This window comes from Streptomyces sp. NPDC047869 (assembly GCF_040704065.1).
Classification (GTDB): Bacteria; Actinomycetota; Actinomycetes; order Streptomycetales; family Streptomycetaceae; genus Streptomyces.
Window position 1 is genome coordinate 87,330 of the sequence record NZ_JBEYRK010000006.1, and the last position, 20,951, is coordinate 108,280.

Below are 20,951 nucleotides of genomic sequence, written 5' to 3' on the forward strand. Positions count from 1 at the left end.
ACTCATCCCACACTTTCACCGAAGCGGACATCAATGCCCAATCCGGTCGTCAACTACCGCTGCTTTTGGCCCGTTTCGCTACCGACTTCCAGGGTCTGACCGGCGGAGATGTGGTTCGGGTCGGTACCGATGGCCTTCTTGTTCCGGGCGTACAGCTCGTGCCATCCGCCGTCCACGTCAAGGGAGTCGGCGATGGAGGCGAGGGTGTCGCCCTCATGCACGGTGTAGGTGTCCGTCCCGCGGGAGGCGTGCTTCCCCGACGAGGAGGCGCTCTGACCGTTTGTCACGCTTTCGTCCGCACTGCCGCCGCGGTGACGTCCGCCACTGCTGAGTGCTCCGGTGTCGACGAGGCTCCAAGAACCGCCGGTCTGCAATGAATTGTCCGAGTCTTCCACGACCGGGTCCGGGGTCGCGGACTCGCTCCCCTGTGACTCCTCGGCGCGCGGCGAGGTGGATTCGTCGGACTCGGGAGTGCCCGTGCCCGTGTCCGACCCCTTGGAGCCGGCACTCTTGCCCGCGCCCGGGGACGACTTGCCGGCCGAGCCCGAGGAAGAGTCGGAGCCGGAGTCGGAGGAGTCGGGCGAGGAGGTGGAATCCGGCAGACCGGACGAGTCGGGATCACCGGCGGAATCGGACGAGTCCGTGGAGCCGGAGGAGTCGCCGGACCCGCCATGGTCCGAGCCGGACTTCCCGGAGCCTCCGACGCCCGTGTCGACGTCCAGGGACCCGGAGTCGGAGGTCAGGCCGGAGAGCAGGGCACAGGTGGTCCAGGGCGTGGTGCCCTTGTCGGCGAGGATCTTCTCGGCGACGGCGATCTGCTGGGAACGGCTCGCCAGGTCGGCGGTGGCGGCGTACTTGGTGCCGCCGTAGGCGTTCCAGTCGTCCTGGGAGATCTGCAGTCCGCCGTAGTACCCGTTGCCCGTGTCGGCGCTCCACGAGCCGCCGCTCTCGCACTCGGCGACCTTGTCCCAGGTCGTGCCGTCGGCCGCGTTGGCGCTAGCGGCACCTAGGAGCGGGATGGCGATGGCGGAGCCGGTCACTCCGGCCGCGACGAGAAGAGCCGGAGCCTGACGGGGGCGACGGTGACGACCGTTCCCGGAGAGCATGCGGAAGCCTTTCGTGCGACAGCGGGAGCGACGCGGCACCCAATGCTCGGGCCGCGTTGATGGGTGAACGTATAGGCACACGATCACTTGTCACAAGTTCATGCCGCACAGATCACATGAAGATCACAAAGTTGAACGCCCGTCATGTTTACGGTTGTACGGGCTGTTCCTTGGCCGGGGTGAACTCCACGGGCAGGGTGCGCAGCCCGCGCATGATGAGCCCGCCGCGCCAGCGCAGGTCGGCCGGATCGGCCGCGAGCCGCAGGTCGGGGAGGCGGGTGAGGAGCGTGGCGAGCGCGGTCCGGCCCTCCAGCCGGGCGAGCGGGGCGCCGAGGCAGTAGTGGATGCCGTGGCCGTAGCCAAGGTGCTGGTTGTCCCCGCGGGCGAGGTCGAGGACGTCGGGACCGGCGAACCGCTCCGGGTCCCGGTCGGCGGCGGCGAGGACGACGAGCACCGGGTCGCCGGCCGCGATCTCCTGCCCGCCGAGGGTCAGCGGCCCGGTGGCGAACCGCCAGGTGGCCAGCTCGACCGGGCCGTCGTAGCGGAGCAGTTCCTCGATACCGGTCTCCAGCAGACCCTGTTCGCCGCGGGCGAGGGAGTCCTGCAGCCGGTGGCGCTGCTCCGGGTGGTTGAGCAGGGCGTAGGTACCGTTGCCGATGAGGTTGACGGTCGTCTCGAAGCCGGCGAACAGAAGGATGAAGGCCATCGCGGCGGCCTCGTTCTCGGTGAGGTGCTCACCGTGGTCGGAGGCGCGGATCAGGCCGGAGATCAGGTCCTCGCCCGGGGTGGGCTCGGCCGGCAGTGCCGCACGCTTGCGGTGGATCAGCTCGGCGAGGTAGCCGCGCATCTTCTTCACCGACCGGGCGACCCCACCGCGCGGTCCTCCGCCGTGCCTGATCATCATCCCGGCCCAGTCGCGGAAGTCGTCCTGGTCCTCGCGCGGGACGCCGAGCAGGTCGCAGATGGCGTAGATGGGCAGCGGGAAGGCGAACTCGTGGATGAGGTCGGCGGAGCCCGTCCTCGCGAACCGGTCGATGAGGTCGTCGGTCAGCTCCTGCACCCGGGGCGCGAACTCGGCGACCCGGCGCGGCGTGAACGCCTTGCTGACCAGCCTGCGCAGCCTGGTGTGGTCCGGCGGGTCGATGTTCAGCAGGTGCGTCATCAACTCGGCCTTGCGCTCACCCGGGATACCGGTCTTGCCCTTGGCGTGCGCGGGCTCGTCGTGGTGCGCGGGGTTCTTGCTCAGCCGCTGGTCGGCGAGGGCCTGCCGGGCGTCGGCGTACCGGGTTACCAGCCAGGCCTCGACCCCGCTGGGCAGCCGCGTCCGGCGCACGGGCTCGTGCTCGCGCAGCCAGGCGTAGGCGGGGTAGGGGTCGGCGGCGAACTCCCAGGTGAACAGTTCCGGGGCGGTGCTGGGCGGGGCGGGCTGGTCGGTCACTCCTCGACGGTATCGGTCACGGACGCCTGCTCCGCGGCGCGGGTGTCAGCTCTCGGCCGCCCGTATCGCGTCCCGGTACACCCGCGCCGCCGCGCGCAGGGCCGCCTCCGGGTCCACACCGGCGGACTCGGCGCGGACCGCCAGGGCCAGCAGCTCGTAGCCGATGCCCTCGCCCTCGGGCAGCGGCACCTCCAGGCCCGCCGTGCGGGTGCGGGAGGCGAGCTTGGCGGCGAGGGCCAGGCCGGGCTGGCCGAGGGGTACGCCCTCGGTGACCGAGGTGCGCCGCTTCTCCTCGGCCTTGGTGCGCAGCCAGTGCTCCTTGACGTCCTCCGGGGTCTCGGCCGTCTCGTCGCCGAAGACGTGCGGGTGACGGTGGATCAGCTTGGCGACGATGCCGCCGGCCACGTCGTCGACGGAGAACGGCGCCTCCGGGTCCTCCTCGGCGATACGGGAGTGGAAGACGACCTGGAGCAGGACGTCGCCCAGCTCCTCGCGCAGTTCCTCCCGGTCGCCGGCCTCGATCGCCTCGACCAGTTCGTACGCCTCCTCGATCCCGTACTTCGCCAGGCCCAGGTGGGTCTGCCGGGACGACCAGGGGCATTCGACCCGGATGCGGTCCATGACCTGGACGAGGTCGAGGAGGCGGGCGCCGGGCAGGTCGTAGGAGGCGGGCAGCAGCTCCAGCTCGGGCATCCGGAACCGTCCGGAGCCGGCGAGGCGGGCGAGGCCGTCGGTGAGGGCGGGCTCTCCCTCCCCCGTGGCCACGACGACCACCGTCCGCCCGCCCGCGCAGGTGTCGAGCAGCTCCTGCGCGGTGGGCGCCGCCTCCGCCACCGTTATCCCGGCCTCCCGCAGATAGGGAAGCTGCGGATGGGCGCCGTCCGCGCACAGCACGGCGTCGGCGGTGCGCAGCGCCTGCCAGGCGGGCCAGGACAGCAGGCCGGGCGCGACGCGGTGGCTGGTGGTGAGCAGGACGATGCGGCCGGGGGCGGCTTCGGGACTGGTTGCGTTCACCATCCGAACGTAACCCACGGGGAAGAGGGACGGGATCGGTTGTCCACAGGGCCGGGGGCAACGTGTGATCGTATGACCGACCGGTCCCCGTCGGGCCCTGCCGTACCCGCTCCGGCGCCCCGGCACAGGAGCGCCGACCGCCCGCTACGCCGGCTGCTGCGCCCCCGTCGCCGTGGCCTCCCGCACCCAGGGCGTCTTGGCGTCCACGCGGCCGCTCTTGCGCACGTCCCAGGCGCCGTAGCGCGGGTTGAGGTCGACGTGGAGTTCCTGGGAGGCCCGGGACAGGGCCTTCCAGAACGCGGGCTGCGTGGTGTCCGAGCCGAGCTTCGCGGCGAGTTTCTGCGCCTCGAGCTGGAGCCGGAGGTTGTCGTCCAGGCGGCCGGGCGCGATGCCGTACTTCTGCAGCCAGGCGGTCTCCAGGCCCTTGGCGCCACCGGCCTGCTGCTCCAGGCCGGCCCGCATCCCGGAGACCTCCTTGCGGGTGACCGTGATCCCCTCGTCCTGCGCGGCGCGGTGCAGGACCTGGTCCAGGACCATGTTGTGCAGGGTGTCGCGGGTCAGACTGCCGGTGGAGGCGAGGACCTGCTGGTACTGGGTCTCGTCCCGCACCGCCGCGCGCTGCGCCCGGCGTACCTCGTTGACCCGGCCCTCGAGCTGGGCGACGGTGATCCGCTCCCCTCCCACGACCGCGGCGGCGCCCGGGTGCGCCTCGCCTCCGCAGGCGGTGAGGGCGGGTGCCGCGGCGGCGATCGCGGCGGAGAGGAGGAGCGCGGTGCGACGGCGGCGGTGCAAGGAGACCTCCAGGGGAGCTTGTGCGGCGGTGCACAAAGTCTTGCGGTGATCGATGTTAGGCAGTGGGCAGCCTGTGGCCAACCCATTCGACCAACGATTCGCACGTGCTTCGGGCACCGTGGTGCCTCCCCGGGCCGGGGGACGGGTCAGCCGGTGATGGCCACCGGCGCGTCCCAGGCGTCACGGTCGACGGTGAGCGTGACACCGCCGTGCGACTCCTTGCTGTTGACCATGTACTGGTGGGCGCGGCTGTGGTTGGTGAACTGGGTCGAACCCCAGGGCCAGTCCGAGGTGGTGGTGTTCTTCTTGTCCCACAGCGCGTACCAGAGGTTGCCCGGCAGGTCGGTCTTGTCGCTCGCGGTGGCGATGGCCTTGGCGCTGGAGCTGGTGAAGCCGTAGTAGCCGGCGCGGTACGTCTTGACGCGCAGCTCCTTGTCGAAGGCGCGGACGTAGGTGAGCACGGCGTCGTTGCAGGACTTGTTCGTGACGTCGTACGGCTCCATGTCCAGGTAGATCGCGCTGCCGGCCTTCATGCCGAGCGCGGCGGCCCTGGCCACGGCGTCCTTGGCGTCGCTGGTGCCGAGGGAGGCGGCGGTGGACGCGGTGAGCTTCTCCGGGTTGGAGCTGGTCTGGCAGGGCGGCTGGGCGCCGACGTAGATCGGGACGAGCTTCCAGCCGAGGCCGCTGACGTAGGTCACCCAGGAGGACGTCAGGTTGGGCTGGGTGCAGCCGCGGTTCCGGCCGCCCACGTAGACGGCGGCCGCGCCGTAGAAGCCGGTGTGCCAGGCCTTCATCGTCGCCTTGGAGGGCGCGGTGCAGGTGTCGAAGGCGCGGCCGGTGAACGTCTTCTGCGCGGGCCAGGCCGTGGCGGCCATCGAGGTCTGCGCGGCGATGCCCCCGCCGGCGACGACGGCCGTGGCCGCCACGGCCCACGTGATGTACCTGCGCCTCTTGGACTGCCGATGACCTGCCATGGAACCCCACCCCTGCTCGCAAAGTGCGTGGCGAAAACGAACCGCAACCTATCCCGCGCCGGTCATGCGTTCGGGAAACCCAAGCCCTTGTAGAGCACAAGAATCTCCCAGGCGAGGGCAAAGACTAGCCGCGCACCTGCCCCAGCCATTGCAGGGTCCGGCGGATCTCCGCGGCCAGCGGGTCGCCGGGGCCGCGGAAACGCTCGACGTCCACCAGCAGCCGCGCCAGCGTGTCGTGGGCGGCCGGCCGGTCGCCGAGGGCGAGCAGCAGGTGGCCGATGCGGCGGCGCACGTCATGGGCGAGCTGCGGATCACCGGAAACGTACTGGTTCTCGTAGTACGGCAGCAGCGCGCGGTACTCGGCGAGTGCCGCCGCCGGTTCGCCGAGCTGTTCGAGGCACTGGGCCGCCTCGTAGCGGAAGCGCAGGGACTGCGGGTCGGCCTGCCCGGCCTCGGCGGCGCGCTCGTCGGCGAGGCGGCGCAGTTCGGGCAGGGCGCGCCGGTACTGGCCGTCGTCCAGGAGGGTGGCCGCGTACTGCTTGCGCAGGGTGCGCACCACCGGGGAGCGCTCGCCATGCTGTTCGGCCGCGGCGGGCAGGATCGCGCCGAGTATGTCCACGGCCTGGGTGATGCGGCCCTCCCCGAGCAGGCGCTTGACCTCGTCCACGGCGGCGGCGACGTCGGGCTTCCCGGCGGCGGGCGGCGCGGGCGCGACGGGGGCGGGCTGCGGCGCGGGCGTGCGCGCGCGGTCCGGCCAGGGGGCGTGCGGCCGCAGGAAGGGGCGCGTCGGGTCCAGCGGCGCACCGGTGGGCATGCCGCGCGCGGGCAGCAGCAGCGCCAGGTGCTCGTACACCTCCTGCGCGGAGTCCGGCCGGTGCTGCGGGTCCTTGGCCAGCAGGCGCAGGACGAGCGACTCCAGCGCCTCGGGGACCTCCGGGCGGGTGCGGCGCACCGGCAGCGGCGGCTCGTACAGGTGCCGGTGCAGCACGCCGAGCGCGGTGGAGCCCGCGAACGGCACGTCACCGCTGAGCAGTTCGTGCATCAGCACGCCGAGCGCGTACAGGTCGGTGTACGGGCCGACCGCGCCGCCCATGGCCTGCTCGGGCGCCATGTAGGCGGGCGAGCCGATCGGGGAGCCGGTGTGGGTGAGGCGGGTGGTGTCGGTGTCCATGACGGAGGCCACGCCCAGGTCGAGGACGGTGACCGTGCCGTCCTGCTTCACCATGACGTTCCGCGGTTTGAGGTCGCGGTGCACGATCGGCACGGCGTGCACCGCGCTCAGCACGGCGCACAGCTGCGCGGCCACCGCCACCGCCCACTGCCAGGGGTACGGGTCGTGCTCGGCGAGATGGTCGGAGAGGTCGGCGCCGTCGACGTACTGCATGACGAGGAACAGCTCCTCGCCCTCGCTGCCCGCGTCGTGCACCGTGACCAGGCCCGGGTGGTCGACCTGCGCGGTCACCCGGCACTCGCGCACGAAGCGGCGGCGCAGTTCGTCCGCCTCCTGCCCGGCCACCTTGTCGGGGCGCAGCAGCTTCACCGCCACCCGCCGGTCCAGCCGCTGGTCGTACGCCGTCCACACCTGGCCCATGCCGCCCTGGCCGATGAGCGTGGACAGTTCGTAGCGGCCGGCGACGACACGTCCCGCCGCCACGCTCACCGTCCGCCCTCGTGGCCGGCGTCCCGCACGCCGTCGCCGTCGTGGTGGCCGTCGTGCTGGCGCAGGTAGTCGCTCAGCTCGTCCAGTTCGGCACGCACCTGGTCGATACGGGCGGGTGCCGGGCGCTGCTGCGGCGGGGCGACCGGCGGGTGCTGCGGCACGGGCGTGTGGTGCGCGGGGGGCGTCGCGGGTACGGGTGTGTGGTGTGCCGGGGGCGTCGCCGGCACGGGGGTCTGCGACGTGGCCGCGGTGTTGTACGGCGTCGCGGGCGGCGGGTAGCCGTACCCGGACACCGCGGCGCCGGCGTACGCCTGCCGCAGCCTCTGGTAGTGCCGGATCTCCGCCACGAGGTAGTACACGAGCGCGGCCGCAAGGGCGCCCAGGAGCAGCAGGACGCCCAGGTAACCACCGGTGGTGTGGACCTCGTCGCCGGGCTCGCTGCCCAGCAGGACGATGCTGAGGATGTCGGCGGCCAGCAGCGCCACGAACAGACCCCAGTCCAGCGACCTGCGCGTGACGGCGGCCAGTCGCAGCAGCATCACCCAGGCGAGCATGCCGATGCTGAGGACCGCGACCGCCACGAACAGCACGCGCAGGAAGACCAGCCCCGCGGGGTGCGGCGGCTGCTTCACCGGCTGTACGTAGCCGTGGCCTTGCATGGCTGCTCCTGATGCCTGAAATGGGCGTACCTGTCCGCCCGGTGTGCTCCGCCGGGCTGACGCCACTCGTGCGATGGTCGCTTCGAGCATATGGCCCGGCACGGACAAGCGGTCCGGGTTGTACCGAACCGTTGTCCGGGAGCACCGTCAATCCGGCGCGACGGTACCGTCCGTGAGTCCGTCGTACATCCCGCGCACCAACTGCTCCCCGAGCCGGCTCGCGTGCCGCACGGCCCGCTCGAACTCCTCGAGGGCGCGGAACCGCGCGCCGTAGCGCCGCTGTTCGTCCAACGGGAGCCGGGGCAGCTGGAGACGGCGCACGTCCAGGCGGGTGGCCGTGGAGGCATAGCTGCTGGCCTGGCGGTGGTTGGCCGTACCGCGCAGGAAGCCGGCGAGGAACCACGGGTCCAGCGCCGCCGGATCGGGCCGCAGCAGCACCAGGTTGCGGCCCAGGGCGGCGCCCCGCGTCGACTCGCCGATCACGCGCGCCACCGTGCCGCCGCCGAGCACCGGCACGACGACGTCGCCGGCTTCCGTCAGCACGGCCTCCTCGTCGCTCTCCGGCAGCATCCCGGAGGGCGCCGTTCCGGCGAGCACGTCGTGGTCGGTGAGGACGGGGACGCGCGCGCGGCCGCCGTTCCCGCCGGTGCGCAGCACCAGCGTGCCCCCGCGCGCGAGTTCACCGACGGTGGTGAGCGGCCAGCGCACGGGGGGCGCCGGGTCGGCGGGGGGCGGGGTGAGGTCTGCGGTCAGCCGCAGCGTCTCGCCGAGGCGCTCGCGCACCGCGGTGAGCTGCTCCGCGCCGTCGGCGGCCGCCGCGGGCGGCAGGTGGCGGGCGGGGGCCAGGTCGACGTCGTCGTCGAGGAGTTCGATGACCGGCACGGACCGGGCCAGCCCCGGCCGCTCCGCCAGCCGCCCGGCGCGTTCGAAGGCGCGCCAGGCGTCGAGCACGGCCTCCCGCACCGCCTGCCAGTCGGGGCCGCCGCGCGCCTCACCGGCGAACCGCCCGGTGTCGGCGAGCAGCACCTCGGGCGCCGCGGGCGTCCGGTCGGGCCGGCGCAGCACCCACACGTGGAGCGGGATGTTGTACGGCGGCGCCGCCCCGACCGGCAGCGCGACGACGGCGCGCAGCGCGCCCCGGCGCAGCAGATCGGCGCGGATCCGGCGCCCGGAGCGGCGGGAGGCGGCGGCCGGCGGCATGAGCAAGACGGCGGTGCCGCCGTCGGCCAGCCGGGCCAGCGCGTGCTGCACCCAGGCCAGCTCGGACTCGGTGCGCGCCGGGAAGCCGTACTCCCAGCGGGCGTCGTAGGCGAGTTCGTCGTGGCCCCAGTTTCGCTCGTTGAACGGCGGGTGGCACAGCACGGCGTCGGCGCGCAGCTCCGGGTGGGCGTCGGCGCGCAGGGTGTCGCCGACGGCGGCGTGCACGGTGGCGCGGGACTGCAGTCCGAGGCGCAGGGCGGTGAGGGCGGCGAGGTCGGGGGCGCCGTCCTGGGCGTACAGCTCCTGGCCGGGGCGGGTGTCGACGGCGCGCAGCAGGGCGCCGGTGCCGCAGGCCGGGTCGAGGACGGTGCGGACGGGGCCCGCGAGATCGGCCATCAGCCGGGCGAGGTCGGCCGGGGTCAGCGTGTACTGGCGTGGGTTGGCGTCCAGGTGGCGGCCCAGCAGGAACTCGAAGGTCTGCCGCGCCCCCGTCTCGGCGGCCAGTTCGGCCGCGCCGCGCAGGAGGGGGGCGGAGGGGAGGAGCTGGGGGCCGGTCGGGGTGTGCAGCGCGGGGGTGGGGGCGGCGGGCGGGGTGTGAGTGGACGGCGGAGTGTGAGCGGGGGCGCCGGTGTTCACAGGCGGCGAGGTGTTCACAGCCAGCACCTGCTCCAGCGCGCCCGGCAGCATCGCGGCCAGACGTTCGTCGGAGCCCGCGCTCACGTCCAGCCAGACGGTGGGGCGTTCATGGATCAGCAGCAGCACGCAGCCCGCGTGCACCAGCGCGGTGACCGGGCCCTCGGGATGCCCGGCGAGCTGCTGCCAGACGCGTTCACGCAACGGGACCTCGGCGAGCTTGCCCTGCTCGCGCAGCCATGCCTCCACCTCGGCGAGCGCGAAGGACGGACTGGTCTCGGTGCCGCCGACCGGTTTGGGGAAGTCGGCGTGCCGGCGGCGCCAGTTGCTGACGGCGGCCCGGCCCACACCGGCGAGCCGCGCGATACCGGCGGCGGTCACCTCTGTCGCGTTGTCCTGCACCGGCCCCGCTCCCCTCGTCCCGTTGTGCGCCGAGCATACCGGCGTACACAAGATCCACGGCTTCACGAACGTGTACTGCCGAGAATCTGTGAACCGTGTTGACTCGGTTCACAAGCTCTGATCTTATTGACCCAGCGAACGAGCGGCCAGCCGGAGGGGGCGGTCGCCGCATCGGGGAGGGGTTCCGTCATGGGTATGGGCAAGATCGCGCTGGGCGCAGTCGTCGGGGTCGCCGTCATCGCCGCCGTGTCCGCCAACGCCGACGACAGCAAGGACGGCGGTTCCGGCAGCGGCAAGGACACTTCGGCGTCCGCCGCGCACCGGCCCGGCTCGAAGCAGGACAAGGGCGCCGGGAAGGAAGCCGGCGGCAAGGCGGCGGCGAAGAAGAAGGCCGCCTTCGACGGGGACGGCGAGTTCCAGGTCGGCTCCGACATCAAGCCCGGCACCTACCGCACCACCGGCAACACCGACGGCATGTGCTACTGGGAGCGGGCCAAGGACGCCTCGGGCGAAATGGACTCCATCCTCGCCAACGACAACGTCTCGGGCACCAGTTACGTCACCGTCAAGGCCGGCGACAAGCTGTTCAAGTCGCACGGCTGCGCGGACTGGGAGGCCGTCGCCGCGAAGGCGAAGGGGTCGCCCGCCTCCGCCATGGACGGCGACGGCGGCATGTTCAAGGTCGGCACCGACATCGCGCCGGGCACCTACAAGTCGGCCGGCAACAGCGACGACTCCTGCTACTGGGAGCGCGACAAGGACGCCGAGCACGGGCTCGACTCGATCATCGCCAACAACAACGTGAAGGGCACGGCCGTCGTCACCGTCGGCGCCGGCGACGCCTACTTCAAGACGACCGGCTGCGGGAACTGGAAGAAGACGGCCTGACCGCCGCCCCGTTCACCACCGCACCGCTCCACCACCGGGCGACCACCGCGCCACGCACCGCACCGCACGGCGCACCGTTCCACTCGTCACCACATCTCATCCCACTTCACCCAGCAAGGAACTGTCATGCGCCGAACCGCACTTGCCGCCCTCTGTCTCATCGCCGCGGCCACCGCGGGAATCACCGGCTGTCTGCCGGGGCAGGACAAGGCGGACAGCAAGCCGGAGGGCCCGTTCGCCGGGCTGAGCGGCGGCGAGATCGCCGACCGCGCGCTGAAGGCCACCACCGGGGCCTCTTCGCTGCGGATGAAGGGCGATGTCGCCGACGACGAGAGCACGGGCACCATCGGGCTCGACATGGCCCTGGACAAGAAGGGCGAGTGCGCCGGCACGATGAGCATGGGCGGCCAGGGCAAGGCCGACCTGGTCAAGACCGGGAGCACCGTCTACATGAAGTACGACGAGGCGTTCCTGCGCGCCCAGAGCAAGGGTGAGTCCAAGGCCGACACCGACGCGGCGGTGGACATGCTGGCCGGGAAGTGGACCAAGATGGCGGTGAAGGGCCAGGACGCCAAGGACATCGCGGGCTTCTGCGACCTCAACTCGGTGCTGGCCGGCGCGGGTGACGTCAGCTCGGACGCCACCCGCGGGAAGACCACCACGGTCGGCGGCACCCCGGCGATCGTGCTGCACGAGAAGGACGGCAAGGACCGCTACACGCTGTACGTGGCGACCGAGGGCAAGCCGTATCTGCTCCAGGTCGACAGCGCGGCCGGCGCCAAGGAGCCGGTGCACCTGTCCTTCAGCGACTACGACAAGCCCGTACCGGCGCGGAAGCCCGCCGGGAAGGTCATCGACCTGGACGCCCTGGGCGGCTGAGTCCGGGCCGGGCCCGGCGCCGGGTCACAGCGGGTGCCGCATCCACACGTTGGGCTCGACGTAGACGGCGTACCCGCGCTCCGGTTCGCAGTGGACCGGGACCAGCGCGCCGGGCACCTCGACGTCCCCCCGGGTGTCGAATGGCAGCCCGGTCCAGCGGCGCCACTCCTCGAGGGAGGCGCCGACGGTCATGGAGGCCGTGGCGACGGAGTCGATGGTGGCACCGGCGCGGGCGTGCACGCGCAGCCACGGGTCCTCCGGCAGGCCGTCGGGGCGGACCCGGTGGGCGTACTCGGCGATCGGGGTGCGCGGTTCGCGGTGCTTGGCGCTGGGGCGGACGGGGGCGACGACCTCGCCGAAGCCGCGGGCGCGGGCGTTGTCCCGCATCGCCGAGAGCATCCGGGCGGACAGGCCCTGCCCCTGGGCGTGCGGGGCGATGACGACGGAGATCGCGCTGACCGTGTCGGGGCGGGTGCCGCGGCGCAGGTCGGAGAAGGCCCACAGCAGGATCTGGTCCCAGCCGCGGGCGGGCAGGGTTCCCCGGCCCTCGGCGGCGAGGGAGAAGGGGACGCTGAAGGCATGGGCGACGACCTCACCGCGCCCGTCCTCGGCGAACAGCGCGTACTCGGGCAGTTCGGTGGGGATGCGGCCGTAGTGGGCGTTGCCCACGGGGTCGTTGGTCACGAACTCGGGCCAGGTGTCGGCCATCTCGAACACCGCCGGGAGCCGGTCGGGCCGCTCGGCGACGCTGCTCACCTTCACGTCCATGCGGGTCACCGTAGGCGGTGCGGAACGCCCCGAGAAACCGAATTGCCGGTCACCGGGCCTTGAAGCGCTCCGGGGCGTTCGTGGGGTTGCCGCCCGTGGGGAGCTTCTGGTCCGGGCAGGTGGCGAGCACCTTCTTCATCGCGGCCTTCTCGGCGGCGGTGACCCACAGGCCGTACTTCTTCTTCACCGCCACCTGGGCGGCGACGTAGACGCAGCGGTAGCCCTTGGCGGGCGGCAGCCAGGTGGCCGTGTCGCCGTCGCCCTTGCCGCGGTTGGCGCTCGCGTCGACCGCGAGGAGGTTGAGCGGGTCGTTGGCCAGGGCTATGCGCTTGCTGGGCTCCCAGTACTTGGCGCCCTTCTGCCAGGCGTCCGAGAGGGCGACGAGGTGGTCGATGTCGACCTGGCTGCGGCCGCGCCGGTAGGTGATGTCCTTGCCCGAGTAGGGGTCCGACTTCAGCAGGCCGTAGGAGACCTTGCAGTCCCCGTCGGTGAACCTCACCTGTTCCAGGTCGCGTCTGAGGATGTCGTCACGCGTGTCGCAGGAGTTGGAGTCGGTGTCGGCCCAGGCGGAGCCGAAACGCTCGCGGGAGTACCCGGTCTTGGGGGCGCGCCCCTTGACTGTCAGCGAGTCGGCGGCGGCCAGGGCCGCTCCCCCGCGCGCCTTCTCCTGGGGGCCGGAGGACCCGCCGATCTCAGCGCTCTTGCAGCCCGCCACGGAGACCGCCATGACGACCGCCGCGGCGACCGCCCCGCCCCTCAGACGCGTCACGGTGCGTCCCCCTCGCTCGCCCTGTCCGCCCCGCTGTGCGGGCGGATCCTGTCCGCGTCCACCGTAACGGGCGTTCGGCGCACAGCAGATGGGGCTCAAAGGGGTGACAGGGCCGCAACCGGGACGATCACCGCGAAATTCGGCGCTCCGCCGTCGGCCACCGCACCACGGCGGCGGGGCGGGAGGTCACGCCCTCCCGCCCCGCGCCCAGGACTTCCTACGACCCCAGGACCGAGGCCAGGAACTCGCCGACCCAGCCGAGCAGTTCGCGGCCGACGAGCGGCTTGCCGCCGACCTTCGCGGTCTTCGGCCGCGGGACGAGGACCTGGTGCGCGGCCGGCTTGATGACCGTGCCCGGGTAGAGCCGCTTGAGCCGCAGCTCCTGCGACTCGCGCAGCTCCACCGGCGCGAAGCGGATGTTGTTGCCCTGCAGCACGATCTCGCCGACGCCGCACGCGCGCGCGAGCATCCGCAGCCCGGCCACCAGCAGCAGGTTCTCCACCGGCTCGGGCAGCTTGCCGTAGCGGTCGGTGAGTTCCTCGCGGACGGCCTTGACGTCCTCCTCCGAGTTCGCGGAGGCGATGGCGCGGTACGCCTGCAGGCGCAGCCGCTCGCCGGGGGCGTAGTCGTGCGGGACGTGCGCGTCGACGGGCAGCTCGACCTTGACCTCGAGCGGCGGCTCCTCCTCGATCTCGCCGGTCTCCAACTGCCGCCGGTAGTCGGCGACGGCCTCGCCGACCATGCGGACGTACAGGTCGAAGCCGACGCCCGCGATGTGCCCGGACTGCTCGCCGCCGAGGAGGTTTCCGGCGCCGCGGATCTCCAGGTCCTTCATGGCGACGTACATGCCCGCGCCCATCTCGGTGTGCTGGGCGATGGTGGCGAGGCGCTCGTGCGCGGTCTCCGTCAGCGGCTTCTCCGGCGGGTACAGGAAGTAGGCGTAGCCCCGCTCCCGTCCCCGGCCGACGCGGCCGCGGAGCTGGTGGAGCTGGGACAGGCCGAAGTTGTCGCCGCGCTCCACGATGAGGGTGTTGGCGTTGGAGATGTCGATGCCGGACTCGACGATCGTGGTCGACACCAGCACGTCGAACTTCTTCTCCCAGAAGTCGACGACCACCTGTTCCAGCGCGGACTCCGACATCTGGCCGTGCGCGGTGGCGATCCGCGCCTCGGGGACGATCTCGCGCAGGCGGGCCGCCGCCCGGTCGATGGACTCGACCCGGTTGTGGATGTAGAAGACCTGGCCCTCGCGCAGCAGTTCACGGCGGACGGCGGCGCCGATCTGCCGCTCCTCGTACGGCCCGACGAAGGTGAGGACGGGGTGCCGCTCCTCGGGCGGGGTGGTGATGGTGGACATCTCCCGGATGCCGGTGACCGCCATCTCCAGGGTGCGCGGGATCGGGGTGGCGGACATGGTCAGGACGTCGACGTTGGCGCGGAGCTTCTTCAGCTGCTCCTTGTGCTCGACGCCGAAGCGCTGCTCCTCGTCCACGATGACCAGGCCCAGATCCTTGAACTTGGTCTCGGAGGCGAACAGGCGGTGGGTGCCGATGACGACGTCCACCGAGCCTTCCTTCAGGCCTTCCAGGACGGCCTTGGCCTGGGTGTCGGTCTGGAAGCGGGAGAGGGCCTTCACGCTCACCGGGAACTGCGCGTACCGCTCGGAGAACGTCCCGAAGTGCTGCTGCACCAGCAGGGTGGTGGGGACGAGCACGGCGACCTGCTTGCCGTCCTGTACGGCCTTGAAGGCGGCCCGCACCGCGATCTCGGTCTTGCCGTAGCCGACGTCACCGCAGATCAGGCGGTCCATGGGGATCGACTTCTCCATGTCCTCCTTGACCTCGGCGATGGTGGTGAGCTGGTCGGGGGTCTCCGCGTAGGGGAAGGCGTCCTCCAGCTCGCGCTGCCACGGCGAGTCGGCGCCGAAGGCGTGGCCGGGGGCGGCCATGCGGGCGCTGTAGAGCTTGATCAGGTCGGCGGCGATCTCCTTGACGGCCTTCTTCGCGCGCGCCTTGGTCTTGGTCCAGTCGGCGCCGCCGAGGCGGTGCAGGGTGGGGGCCTCGCCACCGACGTACTTGGTGATCTGCTCGAGCTGGTCGGTGGGGATGTAGAGGCGGTCGCCGGGCTGGCCGCGCTTGGCGGGGGCGTACTCCACGACCAGGTACTCGCGGGTGGCGCCCTGCACGGTGCGCTGCACCATCTCGATGTAGCGGCCGACGCCGTGCTGCTCGTGGACGATGTAGTCGCCCGCCTCCAGGGTGAGCGGGTCGATGGTCTTGCGGCGGCGGGCCGGCATCCGGGCGCCGTCGCGGCCGGAGGCCTTCTGGCCGGAGAGGTCGGTCTCGGTGAGGACGGCCAGCTTCAGCGCCGGGTCCACGAAGCCGTAGTCGATGCAGCCGCAGGCGACGTGCACCACGGAGGGGCTCAGCTCGCCGAGGTCGGCGTGCAGGCGGGCGGCGATGCCCTCGCCGCCGAGCACCTCGACGGTGCGGGCGGCCGGGCCGTGGCCCTCGGTGACGTAGACGGTGCGCCAGCCGTCGGCGAGCCAGCCCTTGGTGTCGGCGAGGGCACGCGCGGTGTCGCCGCGGTAGGTCTCGGTGGCGTGCATGCCGAGCTTGAGGGTGTCCGCGTCGAGCTGCTCGTCGGCCGCGAACGGGGAGACCGACCACCACATCATGCCCAGCTCGCGCGCGCGGTCGCGGACGTCGGCGATGGACCACAGGGAGGCGGCGCCGACGTCGATGGGCGCCTCGCCGCCGCCCGCCGTGGCGGCCCAGGAGGCCTGGAGGAACTCCTGGGAGGTGGCGACGAGGTCGGCGGCGCGGGTGCGGACCCGCTCCGGGTCGCAGACGACGGCCATGGCGCCACCGGGGAGCACGTCGAGCAGCAGCTCCATGTCGTCGACCAGGACGGGGGCGAGGGACTCCATGCCCTCGACCGCGATGCCCTCGGCGATCTTGTTCAGCAGTTCGCCCAGCTCCGGGTGTTCCTCGGCGAGGGCACGCGCGCGCGTGCGCACGTCCTCGGTGAGCAGCAGCTCGCGACAGGGCGGGGCCCACAGACCGTGCTCGGCGACCTCCAGGGAGCGCTGGTCGGCGACCTTGAAGTAGCGGATCTCCTCGACGTCGTCGCCCCAGAACTCGACGCGCAGGGGGTGCTCCTCGGTGGGCGGGAACACGTCCAGGATGCCGCCGCGCACGGCGAACTCGCCGCGCTTCTCCACCAGTTCCACGCGCGCGTAGGCGGCGGCCGCGAGGGCTTCGACGACCTCGTTCAGGTCGGCGCTCCGGCCCGTTCTCAGGGACACCGGCTCCAGGTCGCCGAGGCCCTTGACCTGCGGCTGGAGCACGGAGCGCACGGGGGCGACGACGACGGAGACAGGGCCGGTCTCGGGGTCGTCGGCACTGGGGTGGGCGAGGCGGCGCAGTACGGCGAGGCGGCGCCCGACGGTGTCGCTGCGCGGGCTGAGCCGCTCGTGGGGCAGCGTCTCCCAGGAGGGGTACTCCGCCACCGTCTGCGGGGGCAGCAGGGTGCGCAGGGCGGCGGCCAGGTCCTCGGCCTCCCGCCCGGTGGCGGTGACCGCGAGCACCGGCCGGCCGGTCTCGCGGGCCAGGGCGGCGACCGCGAAGGGGCGGGCTGCCGGGGGGCCGACCAGGTCGACGTGCATGCGGTTGCCGTCCGCCGCCGCCTCGATCGCTTCGGCGAGGGCGGGGTCCTTGACTACGGCGTCGAGCAGACCGTGCAGGCTCATGAAGAGGCTTTCCGTCCGGGTATGGGCAACGCGAACCGCCCGACACGCGGGGCGGGCCGGGGTTCCCAGGGTACGTCGCCCGGGCCCCTGTCACCCGTCGGAGTGAACACGCTGGCCCGGTGGAGGGAGGCGGCGCTACTGAAGGCCTGACGATCGTCACCCGCAACGCCTGGATCCCGAAGTACGACGTCCGGGTCCTCCCCGCATGACAAAGCCCGGCGCCGAGAAGTCCCCCGTGACTTCTCGGCGCCGGGCCCCCCGTGCCCCCGTGTCCCCCGTCCGGGGTGGCTACTCGGTCGCGATGGCGTTCAGTACGTTCATCCGGCCCGCCCGGAACGCCGGGATCAGGGCGGCGAACAGGCCCACGAAGGCCGAGGCGACGAAGACCGTGATGATCGTCGGCCAGGGGATCTCCAGGACCTTCAGGCCCTCCAGTGCCAGCAGCTTCTGGGCGGTCGCGCCCCAGCCCATGCCCAGGCCGAGACCGAGCAGGGCGCCGAAGACCGCGATCACCACGGACTCCAGGCGGATCATGCGGCGCAGTTGCCGGCGGGAGAGGCCGATGGCCCGCATCAGGCCGATCTCCCGGGTCCGCTCGACCACCGACAGGGCCAGGGTGTTCACCACACCGAGGACGGCGACGATGATCGCGAGCGCCAGCAGGCCGTAGATCATGTTGAGCAGCTGGCCGATCTGGTCCTTCAGGGCCTGCTTGTAGTCGGTCTGGTCGCGGACCGTCAGGCTCGGGTCCTGGTGCAGGGCCGACTTCAGCGCCTTGTAGGCCGCGTCCTGCTGGCCTTCCTTGGCGGTGGCGAACACCAGCATGTCCAGCGGCATCCGGTCGGCGGGCACGTACTTCGCGACCGTCGGGATGGACGCGTACATGGCGCCCTTGTCGACGACGGCCTCGTCGCTGGTGATCGCGCGGACCGTCAGCCTGGCCGTCGAACCGTCCTTGAAGTCGACGGAGACCGTGGAGCCGAGCTTGATGCCGTGCTTCTCGGCGAAGCCCTCGAAGACGGACATCGAGTCGGGCTTGTAGGCGTCGGCGAGCGTGCCGGCGACCGTCTCGGTGCGCAGGTCCCGCGCGTAGGTCGGGTCGGCCGCGTTGATCGTCTCCTTCTTGGAGACCTGGCCGTCCGGGGTGGTCAGGGACGCGTCCAGGAGCTTGTACTCGGTGACCCGTTCCAGGCCCGGCGTGTTCTTCACGGCGCGCACGGACTGCGGGTTGATGAGGCCGCCCTGGTTGTCGTTCTGGATGATGAAGTCCGTGCCGACGGTCTTGTCGAGCTGGTCGGTGGCGGAGGCCACCATGGAGGAGCCGACCACCGACAGGCAGGCCACCAGGGCCAGGCCGATCATCAGGGCGGCGCCGGTGGCGCCGGTGCGGCGCGGGTTGCGCAGCGCGTTGCGCTCGGCCATCCGGCCGACCGGGCCGAAGATCCGCAGCATGATCACGCCGAGGACGCGGACCAGGCCGGCGGCGAGCAGCGGGCCGATGACGACGAAGCCGATGAGGGTGAGCACGACGCCGAGCCCCAGCCAGCCGGAGCCGCCCTTGGCCTGGTCGGCGGTGGCGGCCGCGAACAGGCTCGCGGTACCGGCGCCGGTCAGGACCAGGCCGATGACGGCCCGGACGACCCCGGCCTTGGCGTCGGCCGGGGCGTACGCGTCGCGCAGCGCGGCCATCGGGGAGACCTTGCCGGCGCGCCGGGCGGGCAGGTAGGCCGCAAGGACGGTGACGACGACACCGAGGAGCAGGCCCAGCACCGGGGTGGTCCAGGCGACCGTCAGGTCGTCGGTGGACAGGTGCATGCCTATCTGGCCCATGAGTTTCATCAGGCCGACGGCGATGCCGACGCCCGCGCCGACACCGAGCACGGAGCCGATCACGCCGAGCAGCAGGGCCTCGATGAGCACCGACCGGTTGACCTGCTTGCGGGAGGAGCCGATGGCCCGCAGCAGACCGATCTCACGGGTGCGCTGGGCGACCAGCATGGAGAAGGTGTTGATGATCAGGAAGATGCCGACCAGGAAGGCGATACCGGCGAAGCCGAGCATCGCGTACTTCATGACGTTCAGCACGCCCTGAAGCTGCTTCTGGTTGGCGTCGGCGATCTCCTTGGCCGTCTGCACCTTGTAGCCGCGGCCGAGCGCGGCGACCACGTTCTTCTTCAGCCGGTCGTCGGTGACGCCCTTGGCGGCGGTGACGTTGACGTTGGTGTACACGCCGGTCCGGCCGACCAGGGTCCGCTGGGCGGTCTCCGTGTCCAGGTAGAAGATCGCCGCACCGGGGTTGGTGACGGTGAAGGTGGCGATGCCGGACACGCGCGCGTGGTGCGTGCCGACGACGGTGATGATGCCGATCTCGTCACCGATCTTCAGGTGGTGCTTCTTGACGGTGTCGGCGTCCACCATGACCTGGCCGGACCCCTTGGGGGCCGTACCGGAGGTGATCTTCATGGTGCGGGCGTCGTTGTCGTTCCAGCTTCCGACGACGGTCGGGGCGCCGCTGGTGGGCGAGAGCTTGTCGAGGTCGTGGTCGACCACGGTCACCGAGGTGGAGAAGACCGTTCCCTCGGCCTTGCCGACGCCCTCCGCCCCGCGCACCTCGCCGACCACGGAGGCCGGCATCACCGGGGGCTTGCCGGTGCCCGAGGTGGTCTCGCCGGTGTCGGACGAGTCCTTGGCGCTGACCTGCACGTCCGACGACGTCGCCTGGAACAGGTTGTCGAACGTCGTGTTCATCGTGTCCGTGAACACCAGCGTCCCGCAGACGAAGGCCACCGACAGCAGCACCGCGATCGCCGACAGCGCCATCCGGCCCTTGTGGGCGAAGAAGTTGCGCATCGAGGTCTTCAGCACGGTCATGACGTGCGCCCCCGGGCGTCGAAGTCCTTCATGCGGTCCAGGACCTGCTCGGCCGTCGGCTGGTGCATCTCGTCGACGATCCGGCCGTCGGCGAGGTAGAGCACGCGGTCGGCGTAGGAGGCGGCGACGGGGTCGTGGGTGACCATCACGATGGTCTGCCCGAGTTCGGTCACCGAGCGGCGCAGGAAGCCCAGCACCTCGGCGCCCGCGCGCGAGTCGAGGTTTCCGGTCGGCTCGTCACCGAAGATGATCTCCGGGCGGGCGGCGAGCGCGCGGGCCACGGCGACCCGCTGCTGCTGGCCGCCGGAGAGCTGGGTGGGACGGTGCTTGAGCCGGCCCGCCAGCCCGACGGTCTCCACGACCCGGTCCAGCCACGCCCGGTCCGGCTTGCGGCCGGCGATGTCCATGGGGAGCGTGATGTTCTCGAGCGCATTCAGCGTGGGCAGCAGGTTGAACGCCTGGAAGATGAACCCGATGCGGTCCCGGCGCAGCTTGGTGAGCTTCTTGTCCTTCAGGCCGGTGATCTCGGTCTCGTCCAGGTAGATCTGACCGCTCGTCACCGTGTCCAGGCCGGCGAGGCAGTGCATCAGGGTGGACTTGCCGGACCCCGAGGGGCCCATGATCGCGGTGAACTGGCCGCGGGCGATGTCCACGTCGACGTGGTCCAGCGCCACGACGCGGGTCTCGCCGGACCCGTACGCCTTGACGACCTGCCGGGCCCGCGCGGCAACGGCCGTAGGCCCTCCAGTGCCCCCGTGCCTGGGAATGGTCACAGCCGATGTCACGGTACGTCTCCTATGTCGGTCGACAGGTCGGTGGGTGCGCCCCGGTGTCGCGGTGCGCCTGTTCCGGGTACGACGCCGAGTCTGGCGTGCGGCGGGCGTGCCGCGCGCTGGTGCGAAGCCCCCTGTTGTGCGGGGGAAAACCCCACCCCCGCCGGTTCGGTCAGCCGCCCCCCGGCGGCGTAAAGCCAGGTTAAGGACGGCGGTGGGCGTTCCTCGTCCTCCGCCGGGACGAACCCTCCCCGACCCGCAGTACGGAGATACCCCTAGGGGTCGTCCACCGTCGGGTGGAGACGCGCTCGGGGTCCGCTCCACCCTCCGCCCCGGAAAGGCTCCACCCTGCCGTCGCGTCAGGTTCAAGTCAC

15 protein-coding genes are annotated in these 20,951 nt (G+C 71.9%); 2 read left to right on the forward strand and 13 right to left on the reverse strand.

All coding sequences use genetic code 11. The features are described 5' to 3' along the window. Positions 1-53 precede the first annotated feature (53 nt). From AB0924_RS10430 to AB0924_RS10465, 8 genes are all read right to left on the reverse strand, one after another. Positions 54-1,106 (reverse strand): transglycosylase family protein, encoded by a 1,053-nt coding sequence (locus AB0924_RS10430; RefSeq protein ID WP_366911144.1) that lies wholly within the window; start codon positions 1,104-1,106, stop codon positions 54-56. A gap of 148 nt (positions 1,107-1,254) precedes the next feature. Then, complete coding sequence (locus AB0924_RS10435; protein ID WP_358928868.1) at positions 1,255-2,544, reverse strand: cytochrome P450; 1,290 nt, start codon at positions 2,542-2,544, stop codon at positions 1,255-1,257. 45 nt (positions 2,545-2,589) lie between these two features. After that, positions 2,590-3,558 (reverse strand): nucleoside triphosphate pyrophosphohydrolase, encoded by a 969-nt coding sequence (locus AB0924_RS10440; RefSeq protein WP_358928866.1) that lies wholly within the window; start codon positions 3,556-3,558, stop codon positions 2,590-2,592. Positions 3,559-3,702: 144 nt separating this feature from the next. Then, positions 3,703-4,350, reverse strand: a complete 648-nt coding sequence (locus tag AB0924_RS10445) for a SurA N-terminal domain-containing protein (RefSeq protein WP_358928864.1) — start codon at positions 4,348-4,350, stop codon at positions 3,703-3,705. 146 nt (positions 4,351-4,496) lie between these two features. After that, the gene (locus tag AB0924_RS10450; protein WP_366911145.1) at positions 4,497-5,324 is read right to left on the reverse strand and encodes a glycoside hydrolase domain-containing protein; all 828 of its coding nucleotides are present in this window, start codon (positions 5,322-5,324) and stop codon (positions 4,497-4,499) included. 124 nt (positions 5,325-5,448) lie between these two features. Continuing rightward, entirely contained in the window at positions 5,449-6,942 is a 1,494-nt protein-coding gene (locus tag AB0924_RS10455) for a protein kinase (protein WP_358929020.1), read from the reverse strand. A 38-nt stretch (positions 6,943-6,980) separates the two neighbouring features. Next, complete coding sequence (locus tag AB0924_RS10460; protein ID WP_366911146.1) at positions 6,981-7,643, reverse strand: hypothetical protein; 663 nt, start codon at positions 7,641-7,643, stop codon at positions 6,981-6,983. A gap of 147 nt (positions 7,644-7,790) precedes the next feature. Further along, a complete protein-coding gene (locus AB0924_RS10465) occupies positions 7,791-9,878 on the reverse strand; it encodes an N-6 DNA methylase (protein ID WP_366911147.1) in 2,088 nt (695 codons plus the stop codon). Positions 9,879-10,067: 189 nt separating this feature from the next. Between AB0924_RS10465 and AB0924_RS10470 the strand changes: the two genes are divergently transcribed. Continuing rightward, positions 10,068-10,766, forward strand: coding sequence for a hypothetical protein (locus tag AB0924_RS10470; protein WP_358928856.1), 699 nt, complete (start codon positions 10,068-10,070; stop codon positions 10,764-10,766). Between the two features lie 126 nt (positions 10,767-10,892). Beyond that, the gene (locus AB0924_RS10475; protein WP_366911148.1) at positions 10,893-11,645 is read left to right on the forward strand and encodes a hypothetical protein; all 753 of its coding nucleotides are present in this window, start codon (positions 10,893-10,895) and stop codon (positions 11,643-11,645) included. 24 nt (positions 11,646-11,669) lie between these two features. On the opposite strand, the gene AB0924_RS10480 is transcribed toward AB0924_RS10475, so the two are convergent. From AB0924_RS10480 to AB0924_RS10500, 5 genes are all read right to left on the reverse strand, one after another. Next, on the reverse strand, positions 11,670-12,413 hold the full coding sequence (locus AB0924_RS10480) for an N-acetyltransferase (protein ID WP_366911149.1): 744 nt from the start codon (positions 12,411-12,413) through the stop codon (positions 11,670-11,672). Positions 12,414-12,462: 49 nt separating this feature from the next. Further along, complete coding sequence (locus tag AB0924_RS10485) at positions 12,463-13,182, reverse strand: HNH endonuclease family protein (protein ID WP_366911150.1); 720 nt, start codon at positions 13,180-13,182, stop codon at positions 12,463-12,465. 217 nt (positions 13,183-13,399) lie between these two features. Continuing rightward, on the reverse strand, positions 13,400-16,933 hold the full coding sequence (gene mfd / locus AB0924_RS10490) for a transcription-repair coupling factor (protein WP_358928848.1): 3,534 nt from the start codon (positions 16,931-16,933) through the stop codon (positions 13,400-13,402). A gap of 288 nt (positions 16,934-17,221) precedes the next feature. Continuing rightward, positions 17,222-19,804: an FtsX-like permease family protein gene (locus tag AB0924_RS10495; protein WP_366911151.1), complete on the reverse strand. Its 2,583-nt coding sequence runs from the start codon at positions 19,802-19,804 to the stop codon at positions 17,222-17,224. Next, positions 19,801-20,589: an ABC transporter ATP-binding protein gene (locus AB0924_RS10500; RefSeq protein ID WP_351664784.1), complete on the reverse strand. Its 789-nt coding sequence runs from the start codon at positions 20,587-20,589 to the stop codon at positions 19,801-19,803. The genes AB0924_RS10495 and AB0924_RS10500 overlap by 4 nt, the downstream gene beginning before the upstream one ends. Positions 20,590-20,951 lie beyond the last annotated feature (362 nt).

Coding starts and splice junctions, on each gene's coding strand:
- AB0924_RS10430 (WP_366911144.1), bottom strand. CDS start 1,106: ATGCTCTCCGGGAACGGTCGTCACCGTCGCCCCCGTCAGGCTCCGGCT.
- AB0924_RS10450 (WP_366911145.1), bottom strand. CDS start 5,324: ATGGCAGGTCATCGGCAGTCCAAGAGGCGCAGGTACATCACGTGGGCC.
- AB0924_RS10460 (WP_366911146.1), bottom strand. CDS start 7,643: ATGCAAGGCCACGGCTACGTACAGCCGGTGAAGCAGCCGCCGCACCCC.
- AB0924_RS10470 (WP_358928856.1), top strand. CDS start 10,068: ATGGGTATGGGCAAGATCGCGCTGGGCGCAGTCGTCGGGGTCGCCGTC.
- AB0924_RS10475 (WP_366911148.1), top strand. CDS start 10,893: ATGCGCCGAACCGCACTTGCCGCCCTCTGTCTCATCGCCGCGGCCACC.
- AB0924_RS10480 (WP_366911149.1), bottom strand. CDS start 12,413: ATGGACGTGAAGGTGAGCAGCGTCGCCGAGCGGCCCGACCGGCTCCCG.
- mfd (WP_358928848.1), bottom strand. CDS start 16,933: ATGAGCCTGCACGGTCTGCTCGACGCCGTAGTCAAGGACCCCGCCCTC.
- AB0924_RS10495 (WP_366911151.1), bottom strand. CDS start 19,804: ATGACCGTGCTGAAGACCTCGATGCGCAACTTCTTCGCCCACAAGGGC.